The 12,711-nt window shown below is 67.4% G+C and carries 10 protein-coding genes and 1 pseudogene; 6 read left to right on the top strand and 5 right to left on the bottom strand.

Annotation, left to right across the window (positions count from 1 at the left end):
* Positions 1 to 94 precede the first annotated feature (94 nt).
* Entirely contained in the window at positions 95 to 1,003 is a 909-nt protein-coding gene (locus J2X67_RS13315) for a LysR family transcriptional regulator (RefSeq protein ID WP_309953649.1), read from the bottom strand.
* Positions 1,004 to 1,160: 157 nt separating this feature from the next.
* Between J2X67_RS13315 and J2X67_RS13320 the strand changes: the two genes are divergently transcribed.
* From J2X67_RS13320 to J2X67_RS13340, 5 genes are read left to right on the top strand one after another with little or no spacing between them, the layout of a single operon-like run.
* The gene (locus tag J2X67_RS13320) at positions 1,161 to 2,138 is read left to right on the top strand and encodes a tripartite tricarboxylate transporter substrate binding protein (protein WP_309953683.1); all 978 of its coding nucleotides are present in this window, start codon (positions 1,161 to 1,163) and stop codon (positions 2,136 to 2,138) included.
* A 34-nt stretch (positions 2,139 to 2,172) separates the two neighbouring features.
* Positions 2,173 to 3,081 (top strand): MaoC family dehydratase N-terminal domain-containing protein, encoded by a 909-nt coding sequence (locus J2X67_RS13325; RefSeq protein WP_309953651.1) that lies wholly within the window; start codon positions 2,173 to 2,175, stop codon positions 3,079 to 3,081.
* A gap of 19 nt (positions 3,082 to 3,100) precedes the next feature.
* The gene (locus J2X67_RS13330) at positions 3,101 to 4,282 is read left to right on the top strand and encodes a CaiB/BaiF CoA-transferase family protein (protein WP_309953653.1); all 1,182 of its coding nucleotides are present in this window, start codon (positions 3,101 to 3,103) and stop codon (positions 4,280 to 4,282) included.
* Between the two features lie 5 nt (positions 4,283 to 4,287).
* Positions 4,288 to 5,151 (top strand): CoA ester lyase, encoded by an 864-nt coding sequence (locus tag J2X67_RS13335; RefSeq protein ID WP_309953686.1) that lies wholly within the window; start codon positions 4,288 to 4,290, stop codon positions 5,149 to 5,151.
* Positions 5,152 to 5,203: 52 nt separating this feature from the next.
* The gene (locus tag J2X67_RS13340) at positions 5,204 to 6,208 is read left to right on the top strand and encodes a tripartite tricarboxylate transporter substrate-binding protein (RefSeq protein ID WP_309953655.1); all 1,005 of its coding nucleotides are present in this window, start codon (positions 5,204 to 5,206) and stop codon (positions 6,206 to 6,208) included.
* Between the two features lie 16 nt (positions 6,209 to 6,224).
* Here J2X67_RS13340 and J2X67_RS13345 read toward each other — a convergent pair whose 3' ends face one another.
* The 4 genes from J2X67_RS13345 to J2X67_RS13360 form a co-directional block, all read right to left on the bottom strand.
* Positions 6,225 to 8,477 carry a xanthine dehydrogenase family protein molybdopterin-binding subunit gene (locus tag J2X67_RS13345; RefSeq protein WP_309953657.1) on the bottom strand — a complete coding sequence of 751 codons (2,253 nt, stop codon included), beginning with the start codon at positions 8,475 to 8,477 and terminating at the stop codon, positions 6,225 to 6,227.
* 13 nt (positions 8,478 to 8,490) lie between these two features.
* Positions 8,491 to 8,964: a (2Fe-2S)-binding protein gene (locus J2X67_RS13350; protein WP_281150363.1), complete on the bottom strand. Its 474-nt coding sequence runs from the start codon at positions 8,962 to 8,964 to the stop codon at positions 8,491 to 8,493.
* A gap of 128 nt (positions 8,965 to 9,092) precedes the next feature.
* On the bottom strand, positions 9,093 to 9,383 hold the full coding sequence (locus J2X67_RS13355; protein ID WP_309953659.1) for a hypothetical protein: 291 nt from the start codon (positions 9,381 to 9,383) through the stop codon (positions 9,093 to 9,095).
* Between the two features lie 134 nt (positions 9,384 to 9,517).
* Positions 9,518 to 11,509: a putative Ig domain-containing protein gene (locus J2X67_RS13360; RefSeq protein WP_309953661.1), complete on the bottom strand. Its 1,992-nt coding sequence runs from the start codon at positions 11,507 to 11,509 to the stop codon at positions 9,518 to 9,520.
* Positions 11,510 to 11,993: 484 nt separating this feature from the next.
* Between J2X67_RS13360 and J2X67_RS13365 the strand changes: the two are divergent.
* Positions 11,994 to 12,711 (top strand): annotated as a pseudogene (locus tag J2X67_RS13365) (autotransporter outer membrane beta-barrel domain-containing protein); the annotation flags it as partial.

Raw genomic sequence — 12,711 nt, forward strand, 5'->3', positions numbered from 1 at the left:
CCAAAGTTGTCCACGGAAAATGGGGACGGCACCGGCTTCTTCACAATCCGCTCGCAAGTCCTTGTTTTATCGACCCCGCAGAGCCGGAATTCAGTCAGGCCGCGGCCTGCTCACCCGCATAATGCTGGCACAGCGTTTCGACCAGTGCCTGCGCATAGATCGGCAAGGCCGCGCGATCTCGCACCAGCAGGTAACGCTCCCGCACACACCATGCATCGCTCAGGTCGATGAGCGCGAGTTGCATGCTGTCCTGGTTGCGCCGTGCCGCCGACTCGGGCACCACGCCAATGCCCACGCCGCTGCCGATCATCCGGCACATTGCATCGAAGCTGCCCAGCTGGATGCGCAGCTTCTGCCGCTTGCCGAGGTTGTCGGTAATTTGCGCGAGAAAAGTCTGCAGCGTGCTGCCTTGCTGCATGCCGATCGCGTCTTCGTCCAGCGTCTCGGCAAATGAAATCTTTCGGCGCTTTGCGAAGCGGTGCTTGCGTGAGGTAACGAGCACCAGCCGATCGGTGCTGAAGTGGATGGCTTCCAGGCCCAGCGTGTCGACGCGCCCCGCGACGATGCCGATGTCGGCACGGCCGTCGAGCACGCCGCGAGGAATCTGAGCATTCGGTTTTTCCTGAAGGTCGACGTTGATGCGCGGGTTGTGCGCAAGAAAGCCGGGCAATATTTCAGGCAGGAAATCGGTCACCGCCGTGGTGTTGGCGAACACGCGCAGGTGGCCGCGCAGGCCGCCCCCGTATTCGAGCAGGTCGGCGCGCAGTTGCTCCGTTTGATGCAGCACCAGGCGGGCGTGGTGCAGAAAGGCTTCTCCCGGGGGTAGCAGGCGCACGCCGCGTGCTTCGCGCTGCAGCAGTTGCAGGCCCGCCTGGGTTTCGAGCGCCTTGATGCGCGCACTGGCCGCCGCAAGCGACAGGTGCTGCCGTTCGGCGGCGCGCGTGAGGTTGCCGAGTTCGGCGGCGGCAACGAAAAGGCGCAGGTCGGTCAGGTCGAAGAGCATGGGCTATCGTACCCAAGCCTTCGGAATTCCAGAAGGCTGGGTTCCGAAATCGCAGATTGCGCGCAGGGGTAGGGCGGAACACCATCCGGGCATGGAGACACAACACCAACCAGCGACCAACGGATTAAAAGTCCGCTGCTCTACCAATCTCGCAAACGTGGGGTTTCGCGCACTCGCGGCCCTGGCGTTTGCTACCGCAGCCTTGCTGATTCACGCCGGCCCGGCAAAGGCGCAGCCTTACCCCTCGCGCCCCATCACGCTCATCGTGCCGCAGGCCGCCGGCGGCACCAACGACATCGTGGGCCGCCTCGTGGGCCAGAAGATCGGCGAGGTGATGAACGCGAGCGTGGTGGTCGACAACCGGCCCGGAGCGGGCGGCAACATCGGCACGCAACTTGTCGCCAAGGGTCCGAAGGACGGCTACACGCTGCTCATGACCATCAGCAGCAGCCAGGCCATCAACCCGGCGCTCTACAAGAACGCGGGCTTCGACCCGGTGAAAGACTTCAAGCCCGTGGGCCTGGTGGGCGCGGTGCCCAACGTGCTGCTGGTCAACCCGTCTTTTCCGGCCAAGGATTTCAACGAGTTCCTGAAGCTCGCGCGGGCGAAGGGCGCCAACTACCAATACGCCTCGGCTGGCAACGGAACGCTCAACCACCTGCTTGGCGAAATGCTCAACAGCATGGCCGGCATTTCTTTGCAGCACGTGCCCTACAAGGGCGTGGCACCGGCGCTGAACGACGTGCTCGGCGGGCAACTGCCCATCGTCTTCGCGAGCTTGCCTTCGGCGCTTTCGCACATCAAGGCCGGCAAGCTGCGCGCGCTGGCCGTGAGCGGCGACAAGCGCTCGCCGGTGCTACCCGAGGTGCCCACCATTGCCGAGGCGGTGCCGGGCTACAACGGCACGCTGTGGATCGGCCTGTTTGCGCCGGCGGGCGTGCCGGCCGACGTGCTCGCCACGCTGCAAGAAGCCACGCGCAAGGCGCTGGCCGCAAAAGACCTGCGCGAGAAGCTCGACCAGCAGGGCGTCGAGATTGCAGCGCCCACCACGCCTGACCAGTTTGCAAAGCTGCTTCAGGACGACATCGCCAAATGGGCGCGCATCGTCAAGGCATCGGGCGCCGCAGTGGACTGATGGACCGATGCACTGATGACATGACAGAAGAACCATGAACAATCACGCCCCGGAAAATTCATTGCCGCTGATCGACAGCGGCACGCTTGCAAAGCTCCAGTCATGGCAAGGCCGCAGCGAAACGCTGGCCGACGACATTACCGCCGCGCCCGTGCGCGCACTCTCCGCCACGCTGGACCGTGACGACGCATTGCCCACAGCCGGCACGCGCCTGCCCGAACTCTGGCACTGGCTCTACTTTCTGCCGCACCATCGCCAATCCGAAATCGGCGAAGACGGCCATGCAAAGCGCGGCGGCTTCTTGCCGGCCGTGCCGCTGCCGCGCCGCATGTGGGCTGGCGGACGGCTGGCGTGGGAGAAGGGCAATCCGCTGCAGGTTGGCGACAAGGTCGAACGCATCTCGACCATTGCATCGGTTACGCACAAGGCCGGCCGCACCGGCGAGCTGGTGTTCGTGCTCGTGCGCCATGAGGTTCGCAACGAACGCGGGCTCGCGCTCACCGAAGAGCACGACATCGTCTACCGCGCCGCTGCCGGCCCCGATGAGAAAACCCCGCCACCCACGCCCGCGCCCAAAGACGCCGCCTTCAGCCGCGAGATCGTGCCCGACGACGTGCTGCTGTTCCGCTACTCGGCGCTTACCTTCAACGGCCACCGCATTCACTACGACCGCCGCTACGTGACGCAGGTCGAGGGCTACCCGGGACTGATCGTGCACGGCCCGCTCATTGCCACTCTGCTGGTCGACCTGCTGCGCCGCAACGTGCCGGGCGCACAGCTTGCGCGCTTCGAATTCCGGGCGGTGCGGCCGACCTTCGACATTGCTTCGTTCCGCGTGCATGGCAAGCCGGCCGAAGGCAGCACCGACGGCAAGACTTTCAGCCTGTGGGGCGAAGACGCCGACGGCTGGCTCACGATGCAGGCCACGGCCGTGCTTGCATGAACACAGGAAACACAAGCGCATGACAAGACCCCTCGACGGCATTACCGTGGTTTCGCTCGAACACGCGATTGCCGCACCGTTCTGCACCCGGCAGCTGGCCGACCTTGGCGCCCGCGTCATCAAGGTGGAGCGCCCTGGCGTGGGTGACTTTGCCCGTGCCTACGACGCCCGCGTGGGGGGCGAGGCCTCGCACTTCGTGTGGGTGAACCGCTCCAAGGAAAGCCTCACGCTCGACCTGAAGCAACCGGCCGCCTTGGCGGTGCTGCAAGAGCTGGTCGCCAGTGCCGATGTGCTGGTGCAAAACCTTGCGCCAGGCGCCGCTGCGCGCATGGGGTTGGGTGCCGAGGCACTGCAGGCCCGGCACCCGCGGCTCATCGTGTGCGACATCTCGGGCTATGGCGAAGACGGCCCCTACCGCGACAAGAAGGCGTACGACCTGCTGATTCAGAGCGAAGCAGGCTTTCTCTCGGTGACGGGCACGCCGGACGATCCGTGCAAGTCGGGCAACTCCATTGCCGACATTGCGGCGGGCATGTATGCGTACACCGGCATCCTCGCGGCGCTGCTGCAGCGCGGCAAGACGGGCAAGGGCTCGCACATCGACGTGTCGATGCTCGAATCGCTTGCGGAGTGGATGGGCTACCCGATGTACTACGCCTACGAAGGCGCAGCGCCTCCGCCGCGCAGCGCCGCATCGCACGCGACCATCTACCCCTACGGGCCGTTTCCGGCTGGCGACGGCGGCACGGTAATGCTGGGCCTGCAGAACGAACGCGAATGGCGTGCGTTCTGCGAGAAGGTTCTGCTGCAGGCGGGGCTTGCCACCGATGCGCGCTTCGACAGCAACGCCCGGCGCAACGAAAACCGCGAGGCATTGCGCGCCATCATCGTGGAGACCTTTGCCGCGCTTGGCAGTGCGCAGGTGCTCGAGCGCCTAGATGCTGCGCAGATTGCCAACGCGCGCATGAACGACATGGCGGGGCTGTGGGCGCATCCGCAATTGCAGGCGCGTGACCGCTGGCGGCAGGTGGGTTCGCCGGCTGGCGACATTCCGGCCCTGTTGCCGGCGGGCCGCCAGAGCGCGTTCGACTACCGCATGGACCCGGTGCCCGCCGTCGGTGAGCACACCGAAGCCATTCTGCGCAGCCTGGGGCGGGGCGATGCCGACATTGCCGCGCTGCGAGAGGCGGGGGCAGTGTGAGCGCAATGCATGCAGCCTCGCCGCTGGCCCTGGCGCGCACCTTCCTGTTCGTGCCCGCAGACCGGCCGGAGCGCCATGCGCGCGCGCTGGCCAGCGGCGCGGGCGGCGTGATCGTCGACCTGGAAGATGCAGTGGCGCCTGACCGCAAGGCGGAAGCGCGTGCACAGCTGAAGGCTTCTTTCGGTACCTTGGGCGCGGTGCAGCGGCAACGCCTGCTGGTGCGCATCAATGCGTGCGGCACGCCGTGGCACGGCCATGACCTTGCCGAGGTGGGCGAGCTCGCCGCACAAGGCCTGATTGCCGGCGTGATGCTGCCCAAGGCCGAGCGTGCTGCCGACTTGCAGCGGCTCGGTGCGGCCATCGGTCCGAAGGGCCTGCTCGTGCCGTTGATCGAATCGGCCGCGGGCCTGGAAGCCGCGCGCGAACTGGCGGCCGCGCCGCAGGTGCTCCGGCTCGCATTCGGCAACCTCGATTTCCAGGCCGACCTGGGGCTTGCCTGCGATGCGAACGAAGCGGAGCTGGTGCCGGTGCGCCTGGCGCTGGTTCTGGCTTCGCGCCGCGCCGGCCTTGCAGCGCCCATCGACGGCGTGACGCCCGATTGGCGCGACACGGTGCGGCTTGCCAGCGATGCGGCACGCGCACGTCGCGGCGGCTTCGGCGCCAAGCTTTGCATTCACCCGGACCAGGTCGCGCCTGTGTATGCCGCGCTCGGCCCAAACCCCGACGAGCTCGCATGGGCACGCCGCGTGATGGATGCGACCCGGGCTGCGGGCGGCGGTGTCGTCAGCCTCGACGGACGCATGGTCGACGCGCCGGTGGTGCGGCTCGCGGAGCGGCTGCTTGCGCTCGAGTCGCAAGCCCCGCCCTGAAGGCGGCGGCGCTTCGAACATTCCAAACCAATAACCTCAAGGAGACAACGAAGTGAAAGCAACAAGAAACTGGAAGACAAAGGCGGTGCTGGCCGCGTCGCTGGGCGCCTGCCTGCTGGCCGCGCAAACACCGGCCACTGCACAGGCGCCCTGGCCTGACAAGCCCATCACCATGGTCGTGCCGTATTCGGCCGGCGGCCCCACCGATGTGGTGGCGCGCATGCTGGCCATTCCCATGGGCAAATCGCTCGGGCAGACGGTCATCGTCGAGAACACAGTGGGTGCGGGCGGCACCATCGCACCCGGGCGGGTGGCCAAGGCGGCGCCCAACGGCTACACCATCCTGATCCATCACATGGGCATGGCCACAGCGCCGGCGCTTTACAAGAAGCTCAGCTACGACCCGCTGAAAGACTTCGAATACGTCGGCCAGGTGATGGACGTGCCGATGACGCTGCTCTCACGCAAGGATTTCCCGGCCAACAACTTCCAGGAATTGCTGGCCTATGTGAAGGCCAACAAGGACAAGGTCACGCTTGCCAACGCCGGCGTTGGTGCCGTGTCGCAGCTGTGCGGCATGCTCTTTGCCCACCAGATCGGCGTGCAGCTCACCACCGTTCCCTACAAGGGTGCGGGCCCCGCGCTCAACGATGTGATGGGCGGGCAGGTCGACCTGCTGTGCGACCAGACCACGCAGACCGCACCGGTCATCAAGGACGGCAACCGCGTCAAGGTGTTCGGCGTAACCACGCCCAGGCGGCTGGCCAGCATGCCCAACATTCCCACGCTCGACGAGCAGGGGCTCAAGGGCTTCGACGTGAAGGTGTGGCACGGCATCTATGCGCCCAAGGGCACCCCGCCGGCCGTCATGCAAAAGCTCAACGCTGCGCTGCGCGTGGCGCTGCAGGACGACATGGTCAAGCAGCGCTTTGCCGAGCTCAGCACCGAGGCCGTGCCCATGGAGAAGGTCACGCCCGAGGCGCTGCGCACCCACCTCGCGGCCGAGACCGAGAAGTGGGGCAAGGTGATTCGCGCAGCGGGCGTGCAGGCGGACTGAGCCTTGCCGCGCGGGCTTACGCCAGGTTGAAGGGCAGTTGGCGCAGCGGCTTGCCCGTGAGCCGTGCGAGCGCGTTGGCGAACGCCGGTGCCAGCGGCGGCAACCCGGGCTCGCCGATGCCGGTGGGCGCATCGGCGCTGGGCACCACGTGCACCTCGAACTCAGGCATGTGGGTGATGCGGGCCACGGCAAAGTCGCCGAAGTTGCTTTGCTGCACCTCGCCGTCTTTCAGTGTGATGGCGCCGCCGGGCAGGCACATCGACAGGCCCATGACCGCGGCGCCCTGCACCTGCGCCTCGACGCTGCGCGGATTGACGGCCAGGTTGCAGTGCACGCCGGCGGTGGCGCGGTGCAGCACCGGCTGGCCGTCTTTCACCGAAGCTTCGACCACATAGGCCACCACCGACTCGAACGACTCGTGCACCGCCACGCCCCAGGCCCGGCCCTGTGCCAGTTGTTTCTTGCCGTAGCCGCTCTTGTCGACCGCCATTTGCAGCGCGGCGCGATGGCGCGGGTGCTTGTCTCCGAAGAGCTGCATGCGATAGGCCACCGGGTCTTGCCTGGTGCTGTGCGCGATTTCGTCGATGAGTGTTTCCATCACGAACGCGGTGTGCGTGGAACCCACGCTGCGCCACCACAGCACCGGCACGTTCACCTTGGGGTGGTGCACGGTAAGGCGCATCGGCAGCGGATACGGCTCGCGCATGCCTTCGGTGGCCGAGGCATCGATGCCGTCCTTCACCTGGAACGATTCGAACACCGTGCCCGTAAGGATCGATTGGCCCACGATGACGTGGTCCCATGCCAGCACCTTGCCGCGCTCGTCGAAGCCGATGCGGGCGCGGTGCAGGTGCATGGGGCGGTAGTAGCCGCCCTTGATGTCGTCCTCGCGGCTCCACAGCAGGCGCACCGGTGCAGTGAGGCCCGCGGTGCGCGCGGCCTTGGCGATCTGGCAGGCCTCGACCACGTAGTCGCTGGAGCCCACGAAGCGCCGGCCGAAGCCGCCGCCTGCCATTTGCACATGCACGCTCACCTGCTCGGGCTTGAGGCCGAGTGTGCGCGCCGCGGCGGCGGCGTCCAGCCCCGCGCTCTGCGTGCCGACCCACAGTTCGGCACGGTCGGCCGACAGTTTTACCGTGCAGTTCAGCGGCTCCATGGGCGCGTGGGCCAGGTAGGGAAACACGAATTCGGCTTCCAGCTGCCGGGGCGCCTTGGCCAGCGGCGCCATGTCGGCGTCGAACTTGCGCGGGCCGGGCTTGGCGGCCAGTTCGCGGTACTGCACCAGCTGCTTCTCGCTGTCGACCTTTTCAACGGCGGAGGTGTCCCACTGCAGCTTCAGCGCGTCGCGGCCCATCTTGGCCGGCCAGTAACCGTCGGCCACCACGGCCACGCCTTCGGCACCGCGATCGAGCGGCACGCGCAGCACCGCCTTCACGCCCTTCACGGCGCGCGCCGCGCTGTCGTCCACGGACTTGAGCCGCGCACCGAACACCGGCGGATGCGCCACCACGGCGGTAAGCTGCCCGGGCTGCTTGACGTCGATGCCGAAGTCTTGCCGGCCGCTGCTCTTGGCGCGTGCGTCCAGCCGCGTGGTGGGCCGGCCGATGATGCGGAAGTCCTTCGGGTCTTTGAGCGTGACCTTCTCGGGCACCGGCAGGGCCATGGCGGCTTCGGCCAGTTCGCCGTAGCCCAGCTTGCGTCCGCCCGGGCCCAGCACCGTGCCGGCTTGCGTGCGCAGCGTGGCCACGTCCACATTCCACCTTGCGGCTGCGGCCGACAGCAGCATGGCCCGTGCACGGGCGCCAAGCTCGCGGTATTGCGTGAAGCTGTTCTTGATGGAGTTGGAGCCGCCTGTCAGGTGCATGCCGAAGACGGGGTCGTGGTAGGCCGCATCGTTGGTGCCGCTCTTGCTGCGCACCAGGCTCCAGTCGGCATCGAGCTCTTCGGCCAGGATCATCGGCAAGCCCGTTTGCACGCCTTGGCCAAATTCAAGCCGGTTGTGGGTGACGGTGACCTCGCCGTTGCGGGCAATCTGCACGAAGGCAAGCGGCTGCTGCGTGGGCTTGAGTCCGCCGGCCGCTTTGGCCGCACCGTCGGTTTGCGCCATGGCCATGTGCGGAAAGGCGCCAATCGCCAAACCGCCCACGCCCGCCAGCTTCAAGAAGCTGCGGCGGGGCAGGGCGGCGGCGCCGGCGTCAGGCTGGCTTGCGGCCAGCAGGCGTTGCAGGGCGCGCGGGAGTTCGCTCGGATCGATATGGGTGGGCAACATGTAGCGTGCTCCTTCAGGCCAGGGTCTTGGCGGCATCGGCCACCGCGGCCCGGATGCGGGCATAGGTGCCGCAGCGGCAGATGTTGCCGGCCATGGCCGAGTCGATCTCGTCCGCGCTGGGCTGCTTGCCGGGCGGCAGCGATTTGATGAATGCGGTGGCGCTCATGATCTGGCCGCTCTGGCAGTAGCCGCACTGCGCCACATCGTGCTTCACCCAAGCAGCATGCACGGCCGCGCCGACCCGGTCGCTGCCGTCGGTGGCGGCTTCGATGGTGACGATCTTCTTGCCCTCGGCCGCCGAGATGGGCGTGATGCACGAGCGGATGGCCTGGCCGTCCAGGTGCACGGTGCAGGCACCGCACAGCGCGGCGCCGCAGCCGAACTTGGTGCCGGTCATGCCCAGCGTGTCGCGCAGGGCCCAGAGGATGGGGGTGCCGGGATCGGCGTCGACCGTGTGTTCACGGCCATTGACGTGGAGCGCGCTCATGTTCTGTTCTCCGCAGGGTGGGGTGTGATGGTTTCTTTTGACTACCTGGCGCCGTCGAGCAGCCATTGCGCGAGCAACTGTGCGTCGGCCTCGGGAACCTGTGCTTGCGGGGGCATCGGCATCGAGCCTCACTTTCCGGAACTGCCGGCCTTGATGCTGGCGGCCAGTTGCGCGGCCGTTCCCTTGCCGTCGCCGTACCTTGCGCCGATGTCTTTCCAGGAGGGGCCCACGACCTTGGTGGCCGGCTGATGACACGCAACGCACGAATACTTCTGGGCCAGCGCCTGGCTGGCTGAAGCTGGTGCGGGCCAGGCAATCCCGGCGGCGATGCATGGCAGCGCCACGAGGGAAGCGAGCACCCCGCGCGAAACGGCGGTGGTGCGGCTGGGGCCGCGATGCGGATTCTGGTTTTCGGTCATTTCTTTCAGCCCCTTCTTGTTGGGTCGCTCATCGTGCGATGCGCGACTGTAGAGACCGGGGTCTGAAAGAAATAGTGGCCAATGCAGCATGCCTTTTGAAGCTGTGCTTCAAGATAAGGCGCGCGCCTCGCTGGCTATGGCGTGTAGCGTTCGGTGGAATCGAGGCTGGTGCCGTTGAACCCGCCCACTTCCAGCACGCTGCCGTCGTTCAGCAGCACGGCCGAGGCTCCGCTGCGTCCGGTGGCCATGGGGGCGGCCGTGGTCCACACATTCGAATCGGGGTTGTAGATGTCGGCCGTCGTCAGCCGAACACCGCCGCCGCCGACTCCCCCGGCCAGCAAAACCCGCCCGTCTGCGAGCGTGGTCATGGTGGGCAGCGAGCGCGTGGCGCTGAAGGTGCTCGTCGTCCAGCTCGAGGTGTCAGGATGAAAGCGCAAGGCGGTATTGCTACGGTCGCACATGGCGAGCACGCTGCCGTCGTCGAGCAGCACCGAGGTGTAGACGTTGCCACCCGGAACCGTGCCCGGCAGCACCGTGGTGCTGCCGCTGCCGTTGACGGGAAACAGTTCGGCAGTGTCCACGAACCCGGTTCTGTTGACGCCGCCGATCAGCAGCACGGCATTGCCGCCCGGCAGCAGTTGCGCCGCGTGCTGGCCGCGCGCACTCGCCAGTTGCGTGGCCATTGCAGTCCAGGTGCCGAGCGCAGGGTCGTACATTTCGGCCGTCTGTGAGAACGTGGTACTGCCGGTGCTGTCGTAGCCGCCGATGACCAGAACCTTGCCGCTCGGGAGCAGCGTGGCCGTTTGCCGGGTGCGGGCTTCGGCCATGCTGGCGGTCGCGGTCCAGGTGTTGGCTGCCGGATCGTAGATTTCGGCGGTCGCAACGGTTGAGATGACAGTCGTATTGCCTCCGGCAACCAGCACGCGGCCATCCGGCAGCACCGTTGCCGACGGATCGGAGCGCGCGGACAACATCGGTGCTGCGGGCGACCAGCTTTCGGTTGCAGGGTCGTAGATGACCACTGAATTGGTGACGCTGCCGCTCGCGAACCCGCCGATGACCAGCACCTTGCCGTCGAACAGCCGCACCATCGCAAAATAGTGCCGGGCGAGCGGAACCGCGCTTAGCGTTGTCCAGCTCCCGCGCCCCGTGACGGTGATCCGGATCTGCGTTTGCGCCGAGCCCACGCTGTTGCTTGCGGTAATGGTGTACGTCGCTTGCCGCTGCAGTGCGGTCGGCGTACCGGTGATTGCGCCGGTCAGCGTGTTCAGGCTCAGGCCCGCGGGCAGCGCCGGCGAGACCGAGAACGCGGAGGCCACGCCGCCGGTGACTTGCGGCGTGTTGGGAACGATGGGCTCGCTCGTCACGTACAGCGCATCGGGCGTGGCATAGCTCACGCTGGCGGGCGCCACCAGTGCCGGGTTGACGGCGAGCCGCAGCGTGACCATGGCCGACCCGGCCGCGTTGCTGCCGGTGACGATGTAGTCGGCCTCGGCGGCCGGCGCGGTGGGTGTTCCGCTGATGACTCCCGATTGCGCATCGAACAGCAGTCCGGCGGGGAGCGCCGGTGCGACGGCGTAGCCGGTGATCGGACCGCCGCTGCTGCTGGGTGCATTCGGCGCAATGGTCTCACCCACGGTGTAGACCGCAGACACGACGCGATAGGTCAGCCCGGCCGGCGCGGCGGGTGTGCTGCGCACTTCTATTTCCACACGGGCCGTTGTGTTGCCGCCGGCGTTCTCGGCGGTAACCACATACACGGTGGACGGTGCGACCGCGGTGGGCGTTCCGCTGATGACGCCAGTGGCGGGGTCAAGCGCCAGGCCGGCCGGCAGCGGCGGTGCAACCGAATAGCGCTCGACGGCGCCACCGCTTGCGCTGGGGCGGTTCGGCACAACCGGCTGGCCCACTTCGTAGACGGCCGAAGTCATCGCGTAGCTCAATCCCGTGGGCGGTTGCGGGCCGGCGGGAACACCGCCGACAAAGCCTACGCCGCCCGCCGAGCCGCCGCCGCACCCGGACAGCAACGCAATGACGCCCAGGAGCAGGGCAAGGAAGCAGGAGGCAAGGGATCGCGGGCGGGCAGACGGCACGCGCGCGGCTGAAAGGACAAATGAAGATGTCATGTGACCGTAAATCCGGGAGCAAGGTGGTTACCTGGAGCGCTGCGGATCGCCGCGTGAGGACGGCAATGCTGCAGAACCGCTCCGTGCGGAGGCCATCTCCCGGTCCCGCGTGCGAACGCAAGAAGGATCGCAGTCGAGTTGGCCTTTTTTACGAATTTAACATTTTGCAGCGCTTCGAGTCATCCACTCCGAAGCTCGCCATGTTCGCGCAGCCTCGCCTGTAGAAACATTAATTACATCTTGTCGCAGCGACGTGTATCCGCGCCAGGTTTCCGTCGGCGGTAGCGCGAAACGCGTGCGAGTGCTTGGCTGGTTCGGTAAGCGCCTCCCAAAAGCAGCCGAGCCGAGCCGCCTCAAACGAGGTACCTGATGGGGTATGTCACGAGTTAGTACATCTGTTTACATTGCTCTGGCGGACTGGTTCCGGGTCATCAGGGAGCAACTTTCCAACACCTGCCTGGATGCGGTCGCAATGAACTTAAGCATGAAGGAAGAGGTTGTGGACAAGACTATTCGCACATTCTGGAATCCGCAGATCGGCACACCTGATCGGGCCGACCTGCCCCTGCACGCCATCGCCCTGTCCGTGCTGCTGCTCGGCGCAGCCCTGGCCCTGCCCGCAGGCGCCGCCGGCGCCGCCGGCGGCCAGCCCACGAGCGACACCTCCCTGCACGCCGGCAGCGGCGGCAGCGATACCCAGGGCGGCAGCGGCGGGCTCAACGACACCACCGTCAACGCCCACGGCGGCGACGGCGGCGCCTCCACCGAGGCCGGCGCCAGCGCCGGCAGCAGCGCCGACATCGGCAGCTTCGCCGGCGCCACCCCCGGCGCAGGCGGCGCCGCAGGAGCTTCCACCACCCTGGTGGGCCCCGGCACCTGGCAGGGCGACGCCGGTGCGGCCGGCCAATCGCAGACCGGCGACTTCGCCAACGGCAACGGCTATGGCGGCGGCGGCGGCGGCGGCCATGTAGGCAACGCCATGGGCCCGGCCACCACCGCAGCCACCTTCTCGGCCACCGGCGGTGCGGGCGGCGCGGGCGGCAACGGCTACTGGGCCGCCGGCGGCGGCGGTGCAGGCGGCCCTGGCGCCACGCTGCTCGACCCCGCGGCCGATGTCGCCAGCAGCGGCGTGCTCACCGGCGGGGCCGGCGGTGCGGGCGGCAACGCCTTCTCGCAGGGCGGCGGCGGCGGCGCGGGCGGCG

Origin of the sequence: Variovorax sp. 3319 (assembly GCF_031456585.1) — a bacterium.
GTDB lineage: Bacteria > Pseudomonadota > Gammaproteobacteria > Burkholderiales > Burkholderiaceae_C > Variovorax > Variovorax paradoxus_P.